Origin of the sequence: Sediminibacterium sp., from assembly GCF_030695065.1 — a bacterium.
In the GTDB taxonomy this organism is placed as follows: Bacteria; Bacteroidota; Bacteroidia; order Chitinophagales; family Chitinophagaceae; genus Sediminibacterium.
Genome location: NZ_JAUYTR010000023.1, coordinates 142,537 through 161,953, shown reverse-complemented (window position 1 = coordinate 161,953; position 19,417 = coordinate 142,537). Strand labels below are relative to the sequence as shown.

The following is a 19,417-nucleotide window of genomic DNA, read 5'->3' as shown; positions in this document are numbered from 1 at the left end:
GATGCGTAAATTAATTCTATTGTTATTTATTGGAATGGTTTCTGCTGAAGCTGGTTTTGGCCAGATGCGGCTTAGTTTATCAGATGCAGTGGCTATTGCATTAAAAAATAGCTATGATATTCAACTAGCCAAAAACAATTTGGAAATTGCAGGTATTAATAATTATGTAGGCGTTGCGGGGGGATTGCCAACCGTTACAGCAACCATGAATGATGTAGAAAATATCACCAGTATCAATCAACAATTTCCGGACCCTTCTAGAAATATTACGAGAACCGGGGTTGCTTCTAATAATTTAAATGCGAATATTACTGCTGGAATAGTTTTGTTTAATGGATTTAGGGTTAAAGCGGCTCAGCAACGTTTGCAAGAATTGCAAAAAATGAACCAAGACATGTTGAATGCACAAATTCAAACTACCATGGCTTCGGTAATTACGAATTATTATGATGTAGTTCGTCAGCAGAATTTACTCAGTACAATTAATAAATCCATTGAAGTTTCACAACAGAGAATTGATATTATTAAAAGCCGTAAAGAGGTAGGACTTGCCAATAATGCAGATTTATACCAAGCACAAATAGATTTGAATGCATTGGTACAATCTAAACAAGCGCAACAATTAATTATTGATCAAGGTAAAACCAATTTACTAAGCTTACTCTTTGTTAGTCCTGATTCTGCCGTTATAATAAGTGACACCATTATTGTGGATGAAAAAATTAATTTCAGCAAACTTAAAAACTTGGCTTTAAAGAATCCACAAATTTTGGCAGCAGAACAACAGATTAAAATCAATGAATTAATTGAGAGAGAAACCGCAGCTTTAAGGGTTCCTACATTAAGGGCAAATACAGGGTTCAACTTAACCAATACTAAAAGTGCCGCAGGCTTTATCTTAGAAAATAGAACTTATGGCCCCTTTTTAGGTATCAATTTGGCAATTCCTATTTACAATGGATTAATTAATAAAAAGCAATTACAAGTTGCTGAAATTAATACACGTAATGCAAAAGTTCAGCGTGATCAATTTTTATTGAATATAGAAACTGGTGCCGTAAGAACTTTTCAAGCATATACTAATACCTTGGCGCAACTAAAAACAGCTAAAGAAAATCAAGTCTTAAGTAAACAGTTATTAGATTTAGTAATGCAACGTTTTCAACTAGGTCAAGCTACTATAGTAGATGTAAAATTGGCGCAGCAAAGTTTTGAAAACGAATCGTATAGATTGGTTAACTTGGCATTTACAGCCAAAGTTGCCGAAGTTGAACTAAAGCGCTTGGCCAATATTATTGAGCCTTAATTTTTTAAAAGTGTCTATAGCTATACAGTCTAAATTACCTCAGGTAGGTACTACTATTTTCACCGTAATGAGCCAGTTGGCCAATGAATACGGTGCTGTTAATTTAGGGCAGGGTTTCCCCGATTTTATGATGAGTGCTGAGCTAACTAGTTTGGTTGATAAAGCCATGCGTGATGGATTCAATCAATACACCCATATGAATGGGTATCCACCATTGTTAACTGCACTTGCGTCTAAAGCAGCCAACTTATATGGTGCTTCGGTTGATGCAACCAGTGAAATTACTGTAACACCCGGCGGTACCTATGCTATATACACTGCTCTTACTACTGTATTGCAACCTGGTGATGAAGTCATTTTATTTGAACCTGCATACGATTGCTATATTCCAACTATAGAATTAAATAAAGCCATTGCAGTTCCTATACAATTAGAATATCCCAACTATGCAATTCCATGGGATGAAGTAAAAGAAAAAATTACGACTCGCACTAGAATGATCATGATTAACTCGCCCCATAATCCAACAGGTGCTGTGTTGTCTGCCATTGATATGCAAACTTTGGCGAGTATAGTAGAGGGTACCAATATTTTGATATTAAGTGATGAAGTATATGAGCATTTAATTTTTGATGGGATTGAACACCAAAGTATATTGAAATACCCTGCATTATTCGAGCGGAGTTTTGTTTGTTTCTCTTTTGGTAAAACTTATCATTGTACAGGCTGGAAGTTGGGTTATTGCATTGCACCAACTAACTTAATGAAAGAGTTTAGAAAAGTGCATCAATTCAATTGCTTTTGTTGCAATACTCCGCAGCAAGTTGCCTTAACTGCATATATACAAAATGCTGATGCTTATTTACAACTGGGTGCTCAAATACAAGCCAAGCGCGATTACTTCAGAACATTAATGCGCGATACTCCATTTACCTCTATACCTTCTCATGGAAGTTATTTTGAATGCTATAGCTATGCGCATTTTAGTCAAGTTTCCGATAAAGAATTAGCCATCACCCTCACCAAAGAATTTGGCGTTGCAACCATTCCGGTTTCTGCTTTCTATCACAATGGTCAAGACCATAAAGTATTGCGTTTTTGTTTTGCTAAGCAAGAAAGCACATTAGAAAAAGCAGTGGAGGGGTTGAAACGTTTGTAAGTAGAAAGTATATTAGTCTACAAATGTTTCTTTAATAATAGACTTCACTTCTTCAATTTCATTGCTTAGTAAAATACCAGCTACTTTAATTATTCGATTTCTGTCAATCGTTCTGATTTGATCGAGCACAATCCAACCCTTTTTCTTTTGATGTTTAATTTCTATTCTTGTAGGATATGGTTTTGACGTACTAGTCATTGGAGCAACAACTATTGTTTGAAGGTATTTATTCATTTCGTTTGGAGAAATGATTACGCAGGGTCTTGTTTTTTTCATTTCACTTCCAATTGTTGGATCAAGATTAACCAACACAATTTGGTATTGATTTAACTCCATTCTTCTATATTTTCATCTTCAAATACTTCTGGTATTAGCATCGTATCATCCCCAGCGTCATGCATTTTCTTGAATTGCTTTTCCCAACCTTTTCTTGCAACCGATTTTGGCTTTAAAATAATTTGATCTTCTTCAAGTATCATTTCAATACTGTCGGTTATTTGATATTTTTCAAGAATCGTTTTACTCAAACGAATTCCTTTTGAGTTGCCAATAGGTATGATATTGATGTCCATGTAACTAAATTGTATGTACAAAGTAATTACAAAATAACGATATTTTGTAATATTTTTTTGAAGTTTTTTATTGCTTTTACGAAGATTGAGTTGAACAATTAGTACAAATAGACAGTATTGTCCATTTATGCATTCATTATGCCCAATTAAATAAACACTATTGTTTATTTCTTTACCATATTGAAAAACAATAGAAAAAAACTGCATCGTGGGCACTTGCTTAAAGAATTAGTGGAAGTAAATGGTATATCCATTACCAAATTAGTTGACAGGGTAGGAGTAAGTAGGTCCAGTTACTATAATCATATAGAAGAACCCGAATTAGACTTTGATATACTCTTTGATTATGGAAAGGTCTTGAATATAAACTTTACGGATTATTTCAGTGATTTGTTGGTTCTTGAAACGCAGGATCCAAATCCTAAATATCCCGAAGAACTAGACCCCAAAAATTTTGAGGAAGCGCTAACACAATACAAGCTCTTGCATAAGAAGTATGTGCAATTACTAGAAAGACATAATCTATTACTTGAACAAAGTTTGAAAAACCAATAGTATGCGTGTATTGGATTTACCTCTACGAATCCTAATTCTAGATCATCATGAAGTTTTTGCCGATGGGGTTAAGCATTTATTGGAAAGCCAACAATTAATTGATTGGATTGATCAGGCGCTGCACCATAAATCGGTGGAAGAAACTATTCTTGAATTCCAACCTGATATAATATTAATTGATTCAGTTTATCCAGGACTGTCTATTTCTCAACTTGCAAATTTTTTAAAGCAAAGTACAGCAAATAGTAAATTAATTGTTTTGAGTTCAGTTTGTAATGACCAATTGCTCTTAGAAGCAATTTCTGTGGGCATTACAGCCTATTTAATAAAGACTTGCAAAAGACAAGAATTTATTGATGCAATATATGCCGTTAGCGAAGGCAATACTTTTTATTGTAAAGAAACGACCAATCGGTTACGTGAACTGATTGCCAATGGTAGATATCATCCTCATCAAAAAAATGAACCCATTCAATTATCTGGTAAAGAAAAGTCTATCCTGCAATTAATTTGTTCTGAATATACCAGTAAAAAAATTGCAGATCAGTTAAATATGAATTTAAGAACGGTAGAAGCGTGTCGTCAGTCTTTGCAAGAAAAAACCGGCTCGAAAAATTCGGCCGGCTTAATTCTTTATGCTATTCGCAATGGTATTGTTGCTTTAAAAGCATCTTAATTACCATTTGCCATCTCCGTCTAATATATTACCTAATCCACCTAGTATACTTCCTTCTTCTTTGCGTGCTCCAACTCCATACTGTAAAATTCTACCAGCTAAGCGGCTAATGGGCAATGTCTGAATCCAAACTGAACCAGGGCCGGTAAGGGTGGCAAAAAATAATCCCTCTCCTCCAAATAAGGTGTTTTTAATCCCCCCTACAAATTGAATATCATAGTTTACGCCAGAAGTAAATCCTACAATACATCCAGTATCAATTTTCAAGGTTTCTCCGGGATGTAAATCTCTCTTGAATACATGGCCACCTGCGTGTAAAAAACTCATGCCATCCCCTTCTAGTTTTTGCATGATGAATCCTTCGCCTCCAAATAATCCTGTACCTAGTTTTCGCTGAAATTCAATTCCTACATTCACTCCTTTTGCGGCACATAAAAAACTATCTTTTTGACAAATAATTCTGTTATTGTATGCAGATAAATCTAGTGGGATGATTTTTCCTGGATAGGGGGAAGCAAAACTTACTCTGCGCTTACCATGGTTTACATTGGTAAATGCTGTCATGAATAAGCTTTCACCAGTCAGCATCCTTTTTCCTGCATTCAAGAGTTTTCCGAAAATGCTGTTGTTTTGTTGTGATCCATCCCCAAGCATGGTTTCCATGATTACCCCATCATCCATCATCATAAATGCTCCAGGCTCGGCAATGGCAGTTTCATTGTAGTCTAATTCTACTTCTACATATTGCATTTCTTCACCAAAAATGCGGAAGTCTATTTCGTGGTTTCGCATATATTAATTTTTTACTAAAATAGTTTTTTGTTCTCCCATCCAAACTTTCTTACCCTGAATTTTTCTTACCCCAAACATGATACCTACAAAAATAAAGAAGAGTGGTCCGGTAAATCCAAACAATGCTACATATTTAGTACCATAAAATCTTTCCATTGGTCTTCTTAATCTTTCTGAAATTAAGTACATACTTGGTACCATAATTAAGGTTAAGAAGAAAGAGAATATTAAACCATATATAATGGTCCATGCCAAAGGTCCCCAGAATACTACAGAGTCACCTCCAATAAAAATCTTTGGATCTAAATGCGTAAACATAGAAACGAAGTCTATATTGAATCCTACAGCTAGTGGTAACATACCCATCATTGTAGCTAGGGCGGTTAACAAAACAGGAATGATTCTAATTTTTCCTGCTTCAATTGCTGCTTCCCGGGTTTTGTAACCACGACCTCTTAACTCATCGGTAAATTCAATCAATAGAATACCATTCTTAATTACAATACCGGCTAATCCAATAATTCCAACTCCTACCATGATGGTAGCCATGCTCTTTCCTGTTAATGCATATCCTAAGAATACGCCTATGATAGAGAAGAATATTTCGGTAAGTACAATGAAGGGTTTACTCAAGCTATTGAACTGTAAAACCAATATTAAGAAGATAATTAATAAGGCACTTAACAATGCAGTTCCTAAGAATGCACTGGTTTCTGCTTGTTGCTCTCCTTCTCCTGTTTGCTTAATAGTGATATCTGCTGGTATGGGTGTTTTGGCTTTAAATTCTTCAATCTTTTTAGCCAAAGCCTTATTAATTTCAGGTGTTAATGAAGGATCTGTTACAGCCGATTGAATTTGAATGGTTCTTTTTAAATTTTTTCTTTTAACTCCACCTGCGGTATTTGTATATTCCAATGTAGCCACACTGTTTAATGGAATTTGTTTGATTGCTCCAGAGGTGAAATCTCTGAATACAATACGCATATTCATTAACTCATTGATATCGTTTCTAGACTTAGCATTTAAACGCAACTGTATTTTATATTCATCTTCATCGTCTTTTAGTTTGCTCACTTCTTTACCAAATACAGCCGTTCTTAATTCCATTCCAATTTGTGCAGTACTCACTCCTTCTGCTAAAGCACGTTGTCTATCTATATTAACCGTTATTTCAGGATTATTCAAGTCTACATCCATTTCTAAGTTTTGCATTCCTGCAATTCTATTAGTGTCTAAGTGGTTTTGTAATTGAATGGCTGTTTTTGCTAAGGCATCAAAATTGTCTCCAGAAACTTCAATATTTACAGGCGGTTCAGTGGGCGGTCCTGCATCTTCTTGTCTTACTTCTATAGAACCACCTGGAATACCTTTCATTTGTTGTCTAATTTCTTCTTGAATGGGGGCTGAGCTTTTGCCATGCCTTTGTTCAAATTCAACAAAAGAAATTTGTATTCTTCCTAAGTGGGTTTGTGTACTTCTATTGTTGTCTCTAGGATTATTTGCTCCAACGGCAACGTTTGAAATTACACTCTCTACAATACTGCCTTCTTTGCCAGGTTGTTCGTTTCCTAGAATTTTATATACCCTTCCTTCTAGTATTCTCAATACAGAATCAGTGGTTTGAGATTTGGTACCAATGGGCATTTTTAAGTACACGTACACGAATTTTGGATCACCACTAGGGAAGAAAGGTTTAGGATTATCTCTAAGAATCAATAGGATTAAAGAGATAGGGAATAAAACAAATAATCCAATTAATAAATAGACTGGTCTTTTTCTAACCAATATGTATTTCAATAAAGATTCATAACGGTTCATTAAACCAGGTAAAGCTCTTTCTTGGAAAAAGTGAATGATATTTCTAAGCACATATCTTTCCAATACGATTAATCCCATCATAAAAATTAAGAAATTACCAAACCCATGCCAGCCTGCTACATTAAATAAAACACCTAATATAGCTGAACCCCAGAACCACCATTTTTTGAAGATAGCGTTTTTAGGAGATTCAAATTCGCGGCCTTCAGGCTTCATAAAGCTCACCGCAAATACTGGGTTGATAAAAAACGCAACCACCAATGATGCTGCCAATGTTAAGATAAGCATGATGGGTAAGTAAATCATGAACTTTCCAATAATCCCCTTCCATAGTAATAGCGGGAAGAAAGGAGCTAGTGTGGTAGCAGTTCCAGCTAACACAGGAATAAATACTTCTCCTGCAGCTTCTTTGGCAGAACGTACAATTTTTACTTTACCGTTATTATAGATTCTGTGGGTGTTTTCAATAACAACAATTGCATCGTCTACTATAATACCCAATCCAAATAATAATGCAAACAATACAATAAAGTTGAGCGTGATTGCGCCACCTGCAATTAATTCGCCCAGCGGTAAAAACATAAATGAAACGAATACAGAAAGTGGTACACTTAATGCCACAAAGAAGGCATTTGTTACACCCATAAAAAACATTAAAATTAAGAGTACCAAGATGAATCCAATAATGATGGTATTAACCAATTCATTAAAGGAGGTTTTGGTTCCTTTACTTTGGTCGCCTGTGATAACTACTTTAAGGTTTTTTGGTAGCTCTTCACTTTGTTGCATTTCTGCAACTATCTTATTAATACCATCTGCTGTATTAATTAAATTTTCACCTGCACGTTTAACAATATTTACTGTAATTACATTTGCCCCATCTAATCGCGCATAGCTTTCAGTTTCTTTTACCGTATCTATTATTTGTGCTACATCTTGTAAATAAATGGGTGCTCCATTTACGTTCTTGATTTGAATATGCTGCATATCATAGGCACTGGTAAACTGGCCTTTAATTTTAATATTGCGCTTCATGGTTCCTACTTCTACCAATCCACCACTAATATCTTTGTTCTCTAAATTAACTGCACTTTCAATATCCCTAAATGTAAGTTTAGCAGCTGCTAATTTTGATGGATCTATATTAATTTGAATTTCACGTTCTGGTGCTCCTACTATCTCTGCACGGTTTACTTCTTTTAGTTCTTCAAATCGATCTTGTAATTTATCTGCATATTGTTTTAGCTTGATACCATCAAAATCTCCACTTATATTAACGAACATGATGGGTTGATCACTTATTGAAAACTCTTGAACATTTGGTAAAGAAGTTAAATCGGTAGGTAAGTCTGTTTGTGCCTTATCTACTGCATCTTTTACTTTTATTTTAGCAATTTCTGGTTTTATATCTGTATCAAATTCAACCACTATCAAGCTATAATCTTGTTGCGAAGTAGATTGAATTTTGTTCACTTTAGCGCCACTGATGCCCTTCAATTGTTTTTCAATTGGTCGGGTTACTAAATTTTCAATGTCTTTGGGTGAATTACCAAAATACACGGTAGTAATAGATATGGTAGGGACTACAATATCCGGAAATTGTTCTTTTGGGAGGGTTGTGAACTTATTTAATCCATATAATGATATTAATATAGTGATCACATACACTGCCGTTCTATTGTCAATGGCCCAACTGGTGGGTTTAAACTCTTTGAATTTTTTGGCTATGCCTTCAATGAAATTCATGCTTAATTATTTTTATTGTGCTAAAACCTTTACAGTTTGTCCATCATAAATATTCTGATATCCTTCCGTAATTAGTAAGTCTTTCTCGTTTAAACCTGTTTTTACTTCTATTAGCTTACCATATAGTTCACCCACGGTTATCATTTTCTTGCGAGCAACTATTTTTTTACCTTCTTGCACAGCTATATAAACATATTTGCCTTTTTCTTCTGTTTGAACAGTATTCACATTAATGGAAATGGCATTGGGAACTTCATAATCTTGAAACTTCACTTGAGCCAATTGATTGGGTCTTATATTGGCATCGTAAGGAATCTTAATTTCAACATCAAAACTTCTGGTATTGGCATCTATTGATCTACTTGCGGTAGTTACCTTGGCTTTAAATTCTTTATTTAAGTCGGGTAAGCTAATTATTGCATTAGCTCCTGCTTTAATTCGGTTACTATAATTTTCAGGAACACGTGTTACTACTTTCATGTTTTGCGTGTTCACAATTTTAATTTGAGGGGTAATTCCTGCAAGACCCACAAATATTTCTCCTACTCTTACATTTAGCTCATCTACAATACCGCTTACATCTGCAACTATATTGGTAGCACGTAATTGCTCCTCGGTAACTTTTATTTGTTCCTCAGCAGCAGCCAACTGACGCTCTAATGACTGTACATTGTTTTTTGCTGAAATCAATTGAACTTCAGTTCCAATTCCTTCTTTCCAAAGATTGTTCTGTCTATTGTAAAGGTCTTTAGCAAAGTTTAATTGACTTTTTACTGTTTCAATAGATTTTTGAGCAGCAATAACAGATTGTCTAATTACCGCGTCGTCTAATTTAATTAATTGCTGTCCTTTAGAAACAATGTCTCCACGTTTAACATAAATGGCTCTTACTTGTCCCCCACCCATTCTTGGTGAAACGTAAGAAATATTATCTGAAGTAATATTACCCTGCAAGTCTATATAATGAACAAAATTTTCTCTTGCTACAGGAGTGATATTAATTAGTTTGGCATTGGCACTAGTATTGGCTGTATCTAATATGTTGATTTCATTTTGAAGTACAGCAATTTTTTCTGCTAGTGTGTTTTGTTCTGTTTTTAATTTTTCTATAGCAGCTTTTTTTGAAGCAAGATCGTTCCCTTGTTTGCTATCACTGCCACAACTGCTTAGAATAGCAATTGTTGTTAGCATATGTAATAAATAGATTGTTTTTCTCATTGTTTATTGTTTAATATTTTTTATAATTTTCCAATTGCAGTTAAATAATCAACTCTTGCTATTATAGCATCATAAAGGGCACTAATATAATTTGTTTGTGCAGCTTTTAGGTCTACGTCGGAAGCGTTTATCTCCGTATTTGATCCTGTGCCAGCTTCGTATTTCTTCTTAGTTTGTTGGTATACTTTTTCTGCTAAAGCCATATTGTTCTTTTGAAAATCTAAAGTAGCAACAGCAGTTTTATATTTCAATCTAGCTTGCTCAACGGATTGATCAATATTCAGTTTTAGATTTTCTAATTGGTTATTCGTTTGCTCTAATTCTATTTTAGCCTTTTTTATTCTTGCGTCTTTAGCGAATCCGCTGAAAATAGGAACAGCAATATTTACTCCTATTGAAGAAGAAGTAAACCAGTCTCCTTTACCAAAAAAGTTGAATTGATTTCTTTGTGCCAGCTTACTATAGTTTGCTCCCAATGCTACGGTAGGTAATTTGCTTAGTTCGTAACGTTTTACATTAAATGCATTCAATTGTTTGGCCGAACTTAAGTATTGAAAATCACGACGATCTTCGTAATTGTATTCTCCTTTAGTTATATCTTCTTTTATTTGAGTATAATCTAAAGTGTCTGTTAGTATCAGTGTATCTGCAACAGGCATTCCCATTAAAGTTTTTAAGCCAATGTATCCCATTGAAATGCTGTTGAGGGCTTTTATTTTTTCTGTACTTAAGTTGTTCAACTGAACCGCTATTTTATCAATATCAATTCTTTCTGCAAACCCATTTTTATATAATGCCTTAACATCATAGTCTAGTTTTTCTAGTCTTTTGATATTGGCATCTAATAATTCAATTTGGGTTTTACTTACTACCAATTGATAATAGACTTTGTATAAATTGGTTTTAATATTTTCTTCTGTAACCCTTGCTGCAGCTTCCTGGAAATCGATGGATGCTTTTCTGGCTTGTAGTCCAATAAATACCTGTCCATCAAACAATAATTGTTGTAATGAAACACCAGCACTTGCATTCCATTTGGTTCCAAACTGTGCAGCAATAAATCCAAAATCTCCTGGCATTTTAATGGGGTTGCCATTTCCGTCTTTAACACCCTGATCAATTAACACCTGGTAAGTTGCAGGTGAAATGAAGTTGGGTAATGTTTGAACGGCCACATTGGGTAAATGCTGTGTACCAATGCTGCCTGAAATAGTGGGTAATGCAGATGCAGTAATTTCTTTATTGGTTTGCATTTGTGCTTGAATGGCTAGTAATGCGTTTTTTACTTGCACATTGTTCTTTTTTGCATAAGCAACTGCTTGCTCTATATTGAATTCGAACCGATTGGCTTTTTGTGCCATTGCGGTTTGCATCATTGCCATCGTGCAAAGCAGTGTAATTAATTTAATTTTGGTGTGCATATTGTTTATTTTTCTCTTTGCTGTTTATACTTGTTTATCAATTTTTGTCCTTTTGGTGTGCATATTCCATATAGAAAATGTTCCATTAATTCCATTTCTACTTGTAAAAGCGTAAACTTTCCTTGCATAAAAACATCCGGATTAAAACCTAGGAAAATGCTTTCAACTCTGAAGCGGGCTATTACTTCTACATTAATGTCTTCTCTATAGTAGCCTTCTTTAATTCCTTTTATTAGGTTTTCTTTCATGATGTTCACAAAAAACTTATTCTTGTGCGCGTTCATTTTTTTATAAGCTTCCGGATGGTATTTCTGCATTTCAAAAATGATTGCAGGGTTCATGGTAGTCAACATTTCCTGTAACATTTCGAACCCTCTAAAAACTTCTTGAACTGCGTTGTCACAAGTGCAGGCAATACTGGTGCATTCGTGCATGTCTTGCTCAATTTCTCTTTGAACAACCGCATCTACTAAATGATCCTTGTCTTTAAAGTATTGATAGATGGTTTTTTTGCTGGCGCCCAAGTTGGATGCGATATCGTCCATAGTAACACTCTTTAGTCCGTATCGGAAAAAGAGTTCCTGGGCTTTTTCTACAATTCTTTGCTCCATAATTATAATTTCGGAGGGCAAAACTATGGAAACTATTTTCGTAACCAAAGTTTCCAACCATTAATTTTCATTAAATTATTGTTAAACGCTCCAATTCTTGGATAAGTGGTAAAACAGCTCAACTGCTAGAGTTGCTGTATCTTGCAGTCATTATGACCTTCAAGTCTTTGTTAAAACGCTTATTGCAATATTTCTTTCAGGGGTTGATTGTATTGGCACCAATTGGTATAACTATTTGGGTAGTAATTAGTTTATTTAATGTTGTAGACGATATTTTGCCCAGCATTATTAGAAATGTAGCGCCTGATTTTGTGCAAAGAGATGCAAGTGGAAATATTATTAGAATGCCTGGTTTGGGTTTTTTAGTAGTGATAGCCCTGGTTTTAACAGTAGGATGGCTCTCTTCTTTATTTGCAATCAATCGATTGGTTGCCTTATTAGACACTGTTCTTGAAAAAACGCCAGGTATTAAATTCATTTATTCTTCGGTAAAAGATTTTTTAGAAGCTTTTGCTGGCAACAAAAAGAAATTCAATCAACCTGTTTTAGTAAATGTAGATGGAGCAGATATTTGGAGAATTGGGTTCATTACCCAACAAACAAGTAAAGACTTTGGGCTTGATGACCATGTTACAGTGTATGTTCCGCATTCTTATGCTATTTCAGGAATCACTTATTTTGTACCTACCCATAAAGTAAAACCACTTCCAAATATTGGCGCAGCTGATGCTATGAAGTTTACTGTTTCAGGTGGCGTAACCGATGTGAATGATTAGCCTTAATCTGCTGTTAACTTTGTACTATGATTATTGCGGTGAATGCTATTTTTTTTAATTCAGCCAATTTAGAAGGGTACGGTCATTATACGGTATCCATTTTTAAACTATTGGTTCAACAATACCCAAACCATCAATTTATTTTTGTTTACGATAGGCCTTATTCTACTGAGTTAATTACAGGAGCCAATGTGCAATCTATTACTGTGGCACCAGCTGCAAGGCATATCCCTGCTTTTTTTTATTGGTACAATATAAGTGCAGCTTTGGCTGTGAAAAAATGGAAAGCCGATGTATGGGTTCAACCCTATGGCTTTTGTAGCCTTAGCTCTACTATTCCACAAGTTTTGGTTGTTCACGACTTAGCTTTTAAACATTTTCCTAAACATATTAGTTGGATGCAGCGTTGGCATTATTCAGCAATGACACCTAGGTTTTTAAAAAAAGCCAAACGGCTAGTTACTGTTTCTGAATTTTCTAAACAAGATATTATTCAATCTTATCCTCAATTGCAGTTAGCTCCTTCGGTTATTAGTGGAGCTGCAAGAAATGGATTTGTGCCACTTACTTGGGATGAAAAAGAACAAGTAAAAGAAGCGTATACCGAAGGGTATGAATATTTTCTGTGTGTAGGAGGCATTAATCCTCGAAAGAATATGATGCATATGCTGAAAGCTTTTTCACTTTTTAAGAAATGGCATAAAAGCAATATGAAATTGGTTTTTGTGGGTAGACTGGCATGGCAATACCAAGATTTTTTGGAGAAATTGAAAACATATAAATACCGCAATGATGTGGTGTTAACAGGGTATGTAGAAGAAACCATTTTACAAAAACTAACTGGTGCTGCTTATGCAGCATTGTATATTACCCATTTTGAGGGATTTGGGCTGCCTATTGTGGAAGCCATGCAATCGGGGGTGCCGGTTGTAGTTGGGAACAATTCGAGCATGCCAGAAGTAGGAGGAGATGCTGTTATGTATGCAGATGCTGCCAATCCCGAAAATATAGCAGCGCAAATGCAGGCACTGTATCGGAATGAAAAAATGAGAGAAAACTTGATTCAAAAAGGTATTGAAAGAGCAGCCCAATACAGCTGGGAAAAAGCCGCCCATTTATTTTGGGAGGAAATACTCGCTTCAAAAGCCGTTTCGTCTTAGTTTTGCCCTCTTTAACTGATGAATATGAAGCAATCTACAATTAGTGTAAATGTTACTTTAGACGAAAACAAAGTGCCTCAACATATTGACTGGTCTGCATCAGACAGTACAGCCGATGTAAAACAAGACGCCAAAGCAATGATGTTGGCTTTTTGGGATGGTGCCGATAAATCTGCTATGCGAATTGATCTTTGGACAAAAGACATGATGGTAGATGAAATGGCCGATTTTTATTACCAAACAATGATGGGTATGGCCGATACTTATTTAAGAGCAACTCAACAGCAAGAGTTGGTAGAAGGCATGAAAAACCACGCAAAAGAATTTTATAAGAAATTTCGTGAATCTCAATTAAATCAAAATAAATAAAACACCATGAGCTTAGAAGAAAAGGTAATGGGTGGCATGAAAGATGCCATGAAAGCCAAAGATGAAGCCTTGTTAAGGGGTTTAAGAGCTATAAAGGCTGAAATAATTAAGGCTAAAACAGAGCCAGGTGCCAATGGTGTAATTAGTGAAGAACAAGAGCAGAAGTTGTTGCAAAAATTGGTGAAACAACGAAAAGATTCTTTAGATATATACCAACAACAAAATAGAGCCGATTTAGCCCAAAAAGAAATAGAAGAGATTGGCGTGATTGAAAAGTTCTTACCTAAGCAATTAACCCAAGAAGAGTTAGATGCAGCAATTACAGCTATTTTAGCTGAAACGGGTGCGTCATCAGCGGCAGACATGGGAAAAGTAATGGGAGTAGCTTCTAAGCAATTAGCGGGGAAAGCAGACGGTAAGGCAATTGCAGCTACGGTTAAAGCGTTATTAAGCAAATAGCGTTTATGTTTTTAGATATTATGGTGCTGGCATTGCTGGTTCTTGCTTTAATAAAAGGTTTAAAACAAGGGTTGGTTGTGGCAGCACTTTCTTTTGCAGCAGTTTTTATAGGGTTAGCGGCTGCATTAAAATTAAGCACATGGGTAGCAGAATGGTTGGGCAATTCAGTTAATATAGCTGCCACTTGGCTTCCATTTCTGGCTTTTATTGTAATTATGGTTGCTGTTTTTATAGCAGTAAGAATTTTAGGTGCAGTATTAGAACAAGCTTTGGAGTTGTCTATGTTGGGCTGGGCAAATAAATCGGGTGGATTTATTTTATATGCACTTTTATATATCACTGTTTTTAGTGTAATTATTTTTTATGCAGAAGAAATGCAGTTCCTTAAACCTGAAGCTGCTGCTGCATCTAACACTTATCCCTATATACATTTTTGGGGGCCCTATTCAATAGAAGCATTCGGTAAAATCATTCCATTTTTTAAAGATATGTTCACCGATTTAACCAATTTTTTTGGTGGAATTAATAAAAATATCACCTGAAATTCTCTAGTATTTTAACTACTTTAGCAAGAATTGCTAGCCTAAAGAAAAACAACCCAATGAACTACGAGTTAAAAGAAGTTGACAAGTTTAAATTTATTGAAGAAGGAGAGGGAGAAACCTTGTTGCTTCTGCACGGTTTATTTGGTGCCATGAGCAATTTTGCCGACCTGATAGAGCATTTCAGAAAAAGCTATAAAGTGGTGGTACCCATTTTACCTTTATTTGATTTAGATATATTCCATACCAGTGTGGGTGGTTTGCAAAAATTTGTAAACAAATTCATTGAAACCAGGGGTTATTCTAGTATTCATTTATTAGGGAATTCATTGGGCGGTCATGTTGCATTAGTACATGTTTTAAAGCACCCTGAACAAATTAAGACCCTTACTTTAACGGGCAGCAGCGGGTTATTCGAAAATGGAATGGGAGACAGTTATCCTAAAAGAGGCGACTACGAGTATATTAAAAAGAAAACCCAGCTTACTTTTTATGATCCAGAAATGGCTACTAAAGAGTTGGTAGACGAAGTATTTGAAATAACCAATAGCAGGGTTAAAGTAATTAAAATCATTGCATTAGCAAAAAGTGCTATTAGAAATAACTTAGGCGAAGAATTGAATCAAATTAAGCAACCTACTTGTTTAATTTGGGGGAATAACGATACCATTACCCCTCCATTTGTAGGAAAAGAGTTCAATAAATTGATTCCAAATAGCGAGTTGCATTTTGTAGACAAGTGCGGACATGCTCCTATGATGGAAGTTCCAGTTGAGTTTAACACTATATTAAGTGCCTTTTTAGCTAAACACAAGGGTTAAACTACCGCTGTTGCGTAATTCATTTTGTACATTTGTAATTGAATGATCGTATCTCAATTATTAAATACCAGTTTCCCTTCACTGAATATTTCGGATAAGCCATCATTTGCTTTGCAGTTAATGGACGATTATGATGTATTGCATTTACCAGTTCTAAGTGAAGAAAAATATGTTGGCTTAGTATCTAAAGAAGATTTATTAGATGCAATAGATGCAGACATGCATTTATCGGACCCTGAAATATTGAAGCGTTACTCCATTCATCAAGAAGAACATTTTTTAGGGGCATTAAAACTCATTGCTTCTTATGAGCTTTCGCTGTTGCCAGTGATTAGTGCGCAAATGGAATTATTGGGTGTTATACTTACCAAGGAATTCTTAAAAGGAATGTCTACTTTTTTAGGCAATGAAGACAAAGGCGCCATCATTGTTTTAGAAACAGACAAGCGTAATTTTTCTTTTGGTGAATTAAGTAGATTGGTTGAAACCAATGACGCATACATAACCCAGCTGAATACTTATACCGAAGCCAGTACTGGTTTGGTTGTAATAACAATTAAGATTAATAGAATAGAAGTGTCTGATATTGTTGCCACATTCCAACGATACGATTATGCAGTAAGACATTTTTATGGAGAAGAAGAATATGCCAATGAGCTGAAAGAAAATTATCAGCACTTGCTTTCTTATCTCAATATGTAGTCAATTAAAAATTCCCCCATGAAAGTTGCCATTTATAGTCGTGGTTTAGATATAGAGCAAGAAAATCCTTTACTGATTTTATTAGAAGAATTAAATAAGCACGATACCGAAATATTATTGTTCAATACTTTGTTTGAGCAATTTAATATTCCACAACAGCTGTGCAATAAAATTCAGCAATTTTCAGGTTACGAAGATTTGGGAGAATCGGTTGATTGTGTAATTAGTTTAGGTGGAGATGGAACAATGCTAGACACCATTACACTAATTAGAGAAAAAAATATTCCTGTATTAGGAATCAATTTTGGAAGATTGGGCTTCTTAGCAAGCATTAGTAGAGAAGAACTAGCTACAGCGGTAGATGCTTTAGTGAATCATACATTTATTATAGACAAGAGAACCTTGATTCACCTAGATTCTAATACGCCATTGTTTGCAGATGCTCCTTTTGCATTGAATGAATTTACCATTCACAAAAAAGATACTTCCCCCATGATTAAAATTCATACTTATATGAATGGGGAGTTTTTGAATACTTATTGGGCAGATGGATTAATTGTTTCAACCCCTACAGGCTCTACTGGTTATAATTTAAGCTGTAACGGACCCATCTTATTTCCAGATTCGTCTAGCTTAGTAATTACCCCAATTTGTCCGCATAATTTGAATGTGCGTTCAATAGTGATTCCAGATAATAATATTATTTCTTTTGAAGTAGAAGGAAGGGCCGATGAGTTTATTGTTGCTTTGGATGCTAGAAGAGAGTTGGTTCCCAAATCGGTTCAACTAGCAGTAAGAAAAGAAGCATTTAACATTAGTTTAATAAGATTAAACGAAAATACTTTTCTTTCTACGCTGCGAACCAAGCTTACTTGGGGTCTTGATAAAAGAAATTAACAATTTAGATAATGATTTTTGTTGCTATTTTACAATAGCATCCATTGAACCCAGTATTTATGTTGAAAAAGCTTTTAGTTGCAATAGCCTTATTTGTAGCCAGTACTTCGGCTAAAGCCCAGTTAATGGAAAGCTTTCAGCATTCTGGAGAAATTGGGATTGGGATTGGTATGGGACATTATTTTGGCGATTTAAACCCTGAAATAAGGTTTAATAGGCCAAAAACAGCTTTTGGTGTTTTTTATAGAAAACAAATCAACAATTATATAAGTGTGCGTTTATCGGGAGAATATGCCTTATTGGGATATTCTGATAGGTATAGCAATAATGATATTCAAAGGGCTAGAAATTTAAGTTTCAATAGCAATGTTTGGGAAGCAGGCATTTCGGGGGATTTTAATTTTTTCCGATTTCAGCCAGGTTTTGAAGCATTTAGCTTTACTCCTTATATAGGCATTGGAATTGGTGCATTTTCCTACGATCCATATGCCTATTTGGGTGGACAGAAATATTTTTTACGATTATTGGGAACAGAAGGGCAAGGATCCTCCCTTTATTTAGATCGTCCAGTTTATAATCCTATTGCCATCAGTATTCCATTCACTTTTGGCGCCAAATATGCCCTAAATGCAAGAACAAATGTTTTTGCCGAAGTTATTTATCGGTTCACCAATACCGATTTTTTAGACGATGTAAGCGGTCAAACCTATGCTCCTGACGCATTTGCCCCATTACCCGATGGTTCTCCTAGCCCCGCTTTTTTATTACAAGATAGAAGCTATGAAACAGGCGCTTCTATTGGTGTTAAGGGTCGTCAAAGGGGAAATAGCCTTAAAGCGGATGCTTTTGCAACCATTAAAGTGGGTATTTCTTTCAATTTACAGAGCTACCGCTGCCCTACTTATTAGACAGTAAGATAGTTTTAAGGTATTTAAATCGGCAGAAACCATTGATTTTGTTAATTTTGCACACTAAATTAAACCCATGGTTAAAAAGGAAGACCTTTTGCCACTAATTAACAAGGATCGTTTACCCAAGCATATCGCCATAATTATGGACGGGAATGGTCGTTGGGCAGAGGAAAAGGGACAGGACAGACTATATGGTCATTTTCATGGGGTAGAAAGCGTTAGAGATATTGTAGAAGGTGCGGCAGAGTTGGGTATTGGCTATCTTACCCTATATGCGTTTAGTACAGAGAACTGGGATAGGCCACAACCAGAAGTGGATGGATTAATGGCTTTGTTGGTAGATACAATTCGTAAGGAAGTGCCTATACTAAACAAGAATAATATTCGGTTACACGTTATTGGTAATACCGAGTTGCTGCCTGAATTTGCAAGAAATGAATTACAAGAAGCTTTGCAAATGACCGAGCAGAATACAGGGCTCAATCTAGTGATGGCATTGAGTTACAGCAGCAGGTGGGAATTGGTTAATGCGGTAAAAAATATTGGTTTAGATGTAGAAAAGGGCTTAATTCGTGCAGAAGATATTAATGCAGATACCCTTCAGCATTATTTGGCAACCAGTAATTTACCTGATCCAGAATTAATGATCAGAACCAGTGGGGAGTATAGAATTAGTAACTTTCTTTTGTATCAGTTGGCATATGCGGAATTGTACTTTACCAATACCCGTTGGCCAGATTTTAGAAAAGAGAATTTATATGAGGCAATCATCGACTTTCAATCTAGAGAACGACGTTTTGGCAAAACCGGTCACCAGATTCAGTCAGAGACTCAAATAGCTTAGTTTATTTAACAAACAGTTTTCATTATTCGGGGTAATTTGCCCAGCTTAAAGAACCAAATTAA

21 protein-coding genes are annotated in these 19,417 nt (G+C 35.4%); 14 read left to right on the top strand and 7 right to left on the bottom strand.

Going from position 1 to position 19,417, the window contains the following annotated elements:
- Window position 1 precedes the first annotated feature (1 nt).
- A complete protein-coding gene (locus Q8S25_RS11550; RefSeq protein ID WP_305537886.1) occupies window positions 2-1,306 on the top strand; it encodes a TolC family protein in 1,305 nt (434 codons plus the stop codon).
- Window positions 1,307-1,316: 10 nt separating this feature from the next.
- A complete protein-coding gene (locus Q8S25_RS11545) occupies window positions 1,317-2,465 on the top strand; it encodes a methionine aminotransferase (protein ID WP_305537884.1) in 1,149 nt (382 codons plus the stop codon).
- A gap of 12 nt (window positions 2,466-2,477) precedes the next feature.
- On the opposite strand, the gene Q8S25_RS11540 is transcribed toward Q8S25_RS11545, so the two are convergent.
- Both Q8S25_RS11540 and Q8S25_RS11535 read right to left on the bottom strand, forming a co-directional pair.
- Window positions 2,478-2,801 (bottom strand): type II toxin-antitoxin system PemK/MazF family toxin, encoded by a 324-nt coding sequence (locus tag Q8S25_RS11540; RefSeq protein WP_305537882.1) that lies wholly within the window; start codon window positions 2,799-2,801, stop codon window positions 2,478-2,480.
- Complete coding sequence (locus Q8S25_RS11535) at window positions 2,792-3,037, bottom strand: AbrB/MazE/SpoVT family DNA-binding domain-containing protein (protein WP_305537880.1); 246 nt, start codon at window positions 3,035-3,037, stop codon at window positions 2,792-2,794. Before Q8S25_RS11535 ends, Q8S25_RS11540 begins: the two co-directional genes overlap by 10 nt.
- Window positions 3,038-3,217: 180 nt before the next feature.
- Here Q8S25_RS11535 and Q8S25_RS11530 point away from each other — a divergent pair, with 180 nt between their 5' ends.
- Entirely contained in the window at window positions 3,218-3,592 is a 375-nt protein-coding gene (locus Q8S25_RS11530; protein ID WP_305537878.1) for a helix-turn-helix domain-containing protein, read from the top strand.
- A 1-nt stretch (window position 3,593) separates the two neighbouring features.
- Window positions 3,594-4,268 (top strand): response regulator transcription factor, encoded by a 675-nt coding sequence (locus tag Q8S25_RS11525; RefSeq protein ID WP_305537876.1) that lies wholly within the window; start codon window positions 3,594-3,596, stop codon window positions 4,266-4,268.
- Here Q8S25_RS11525 and Q8S25_RS11520 read toward each other — a convergent pair whose 3' ends face one another.
- The 5 genes from Q8S25_RS11520 to Q8S25_RS11500 are packed head-to-tail and all read right to left on the bottom strand — an operon-like array spanning window position 4,269 to window position 11,874.
- On the bottom strand, window positions 4,269-5,060 hold the full coding sequence (locus Q8S25_RS11520) for a TIGR00266 family protein (RefSeq protein WP_305537874.1): 792 nt from the start codon (window positions 5,058-5,060) through the stop codon (window positions 4,269-4,271).
- 3 nt (window positions 5,061-5,063) lie between these two features.
- A complete protein-coding gene (locus tag Q8S25_RS11515) occupies window positions 5,064-8,624 on the bottom strand; it encodes an efflux RND transporter permease subunit (protein WP_305537872.1) in 3,561 nt (1,186 codons plus the stop codon).
- Between the two features lie 12 nt (window positions 8,625-8,636).
- Window positions 8,637-9,842 (bottom strand): efflux RND transporter periplasmic adaptor subunit, encoded by a 1,206-nt coding sequence (locus tag Q8S25_RS11510; RefSeq protein WP_305537870.1) that lies wholly within the window; start codon window positions 9,840-9,842, stop codon window positions 8,637-8,639.
- Between the two features lie 20 nt (window positions 9,843-9,862).
- Window positions 9,863-11,263 (bottom strand): TolC family protein, encoded by a 1,401-nt coding sequence (locus tag Q8S25_RS11505; RefSeq protein ID WP_305537868.1) that lies wholly within the window; start codon window positions 11,261-11,263, stop codon window positions 9,863-9,865.
- Between the two features lie 5 nt (window positions 11,264-11,268).
- Complete coding sequence (locus tag Q8S25_RS11500) at window positions 11,269-11,874, bottom strand: TetR/AcrR family transcriptional regulator (protein WP_305537866.1); 606 nt, start codon at window positions 11,872-11,874, stop codon at window positions 11,269-11,271.
- A 152-nt stretch (window positions 11,875-12,026) separates the two neighbouring features.
- Between Q8S25_RS11500 and Q8S25_RS11495 the strand changes: the two genes are divergently transcribed.
- The 10 genes from Q8S25_RS11495 (at window position 12,027) to Q8S25_RS11450 (ending at window position 19,355) form a co-directional block, all read left to right on the top strand.
- Window positions 12,027-12,650 (top strand): DUF502 domain-containing protein, encoded by a 624-nt coding sequence (locus Q8S25_RS11495; RefSeq protein ID WP_305537864.1) that lies wholly within the window; start codon window positions 12,027-12,029, stop codon window positions 12,648-12,650.
- 26 nt (window positions 12,651-12,676) lie between these two features.
- Window positions 12,677-13,810, top strand: coding sequence for a glycosyltransferase family 1 protein (locus Q8S25_RS11490; RefSeq protein ID WP_305537862.1), 1,134 nt, complete (start codon window positions 12,677-12,679; stop codon window positions 13,808-13,810).
- A gap of 24 nt (window positions 13,811-13,834) precedes the next feature.
- Window positions 13,835-14,179: a gliding motility protein GldC gene (gldC, locus tag Q8S25_RS11485; RefSeq protein WP_295187556.1), complete on the top strand. Its 345-nt coding sequence runs from the start codon at window positions 13,835-13,837 to the stop codon at window positions 14,177-14,179.
- Between the two features lie 6 nt (window positions 14,180-14,185).
- The gene (locus tag Q8S25_RS11480) at window positions 14,186-14,638 is read left to right on the top strand and encodes a GatB/YqeY domain-containing protein (protein WP_305537859.1); all 453 of its coding nucleotides are present in this window, start codon (window positions 14,186-14,188) and stop codon (window positions 14,636-14,638) included.
- Window positions 14,639-14,643: 5 nt separating this feature from the next.
- Window positions 14,644-15,180, top strand: coding sequence for a CvpA family protein (locus Q8S25_RS11475; RefSeq protein WP_305537857.1), 537 nt, complete (start codon window positions 14,644-14,646; stop codon window positions 15,178-15,180).
- A 59-nt stretch (window positions 15,181-15,239) separates the two neighbouring features.
- Entirely contained in the window at window positions 15,240-16,001 is a 762-nt protein-coding gene (locus tag Q8S25_RS11470; protein ID WP_305537855.1) for an alpha/beta fold hydrolase, read from the top strand.
- A gap of 42 nt (window positions 16,002-16,043) precedes the next feature.
- Window positions 16,044-16,703, top strand: coding sequence for a CBS domain-containing protein (locus tag Q8S25_RS11465; RefSeq protein WP_305537853.1), 660 nt, complete (start codon window positions 16,044-16,046; stop codon window positions 16,701-16,703).
- Window positions 16,704-16,721: 18 nt separating this feature from the next.
- On the top strand, window positions 16,722-17,600 hold the full coding sequence (locus tag Q8S25_RS11460) for an NAD kinase (protein ID WP_305537851.1): 879 nt from the start codon (window positions 16,722-16,724) through the stop codon (window positions 17,598-17,600).
- Window positions 17,601-17,659: 59 nt separating this feature from the next.
- Window positions 17,660-18,508 carry a DUF6089 family protein gene (locus Q8S25_RS11455; protein WP_305537849.1) on the top strand — a complete coding sequence of 283 codons (849 nt, stop codon included), beginning with the start codon at window positions 17,660-17,662 and terminating at the stop codon, window positions 18,506-18,508.
- Between the two features lie 76 nt (window positions 18,509-18,584).
- Complete coding sequence (locus Q8S25_RS11450; protein ID WP_305268953.1) at window positions 18,585-19,355, top strand: isoprenyl transferase; 771 nt, start codon at window positions 18,585-18,587, stop codon at window positions 19,353-19,355.
- Window positions 19,356-19,417 lie beyond the last annotated feature (62 nt).

Excerpts from the sequence above, each read along its gene's own strand:
- Q8S25_RS11510 (WP_305537870.1), bottom strand. The coding sequence starts at position 9,842 with ATGAGAAAAACAATCTATTTATTACATATGCTAACAACAATTGCTATT.
- Q8S25_RS11505 (WP_305537868.1), bottom strand. The coding sequence starts at position 11,263 with ATGCACACCAAAATTAAATTAATTACACTGCTTTGCACGATGGCAATG.
- Q8S25_RS11490 (WP_305537862.1), top strand. The coding sequence starts at position 12,677 with ATGATTATTGCGGTGAATGCTATTTTTTTTAATTCAGCCAATTTAGAA.
- gldC (WP_295187556.1), top strand. The coding sequence starts at position 13,835 with ATGAAGCAATCTACAATTAGTGTAAATGTTACTTTAGACGAAAACAAA.
- Q8S25_RS11500 (WP_305537866.1), bottom strand. The coding sequence starts at position 11,874 with ATGGAGCAAAGAATTGTAGAAAAAGCCCAGGAACTCTTTTTCCGATAC.
- Q8S25_RS11460 (WP_305537851.1), top strand. The coding sequence starts at position 16,722 with ATGAAAGTTGCCATTTATAGTCGTGGTTTAGATATAGAGCAAGAAAAT.
- Q8S25_RS11520 (WP_305537874.1), bottom strand. The coding sequence starts at position 5,060 with ATGCGAAACCACGAAATAGACTTCCGCATTTTTGGTGAAGAAATGCAA.
- Q8S25_RS11535 (WP_305537880.1), bottom strand. The coding sequence starts at position 3,037 with ATGGACATCAATATCATACCTATTGGCAACTCAAAAGGAATTCGTTTG.
- Q8S25_RS11525 (WP_305537876.1), top strand. The coding sequence starts at position 3,594 with ATGCGTGTATTGGATTTACCTCTACGAATCCTAATTCTAGATCATCAT.
- Q8S25_RS11470 (WP_305537855.1), top strand. The coding sequence starts at position 15,240 with ATGAACTACGAGTTAAAAGAAGTTGACAAGTTTAAATTTATTGAAGAA.
- Q8S25_RS11455 (WP_305537849.1), top strand. The coding sequence starts at position 17,660 with ATGTTGAAAAAGCTTTTAGTTGCAATAGCCTTATTTGTAGCCAGTACT.
- Q8S25_RS11465 (WP_305537853.1), top strand. The coding sequence starts at position 16,044 with ATGATCGTATCTCAATTATTAAATACCAGTTTCCCTTCACTGAATATT.
- Q8S25_RS11515 (WP_305537872.1), bottom strand. The coding sequence starts at position 8,624 with ATGAATTTCATTGAAGGCATAGCCAAAAAATTCAAAGAGTTTAAACCC.
- Q8S25_RS11550 (WP_305537886.1), top strand. The coding sequence starts at position 2 with ATGCGTAAATTAATTCTATTGTTATTTATTGGAATGGTTTCTGCTGAA.
- Q8S25_RS11475 (WP_305537857.1), top strand. The coding sequence starts at position 14,644 with ATGTTTTTAGATATTATGGTGCTGGCATTGCTGGTTCTTGCTTTAATA.
- Q8S25_RS11540 (WP_305537882.1), bottom strand. The coding sequence starts at position 2,801 with ATGGAGTTAAATCAATACCAAATTGTGTTGGTTAATCTTGATCCAACA.
- Q8S25_RS11495 (WP_305537864.1), top strand. The coding sequence starts at position 12,027 with ATGACCTTCAAGTCTTTGTTAAAACGCTTATTGCAATATTTCTTTCAG.
- Q8S25_RS11480 (WP_305537859.1), top strand. The coding sequence starts at position 14,186 with ATGAGCTTAGAAGAAAAGGTAATGGGTGGCATGAAAGATGCCATGAAA.
- Q8S25_RS11450 (WP_305268953.1), top strand. The coding sequence starts at position 18,585 with ATGGTTAAAAAGGAAGACCTTTTGCCACTAATTAACAAGGATCGTTTA.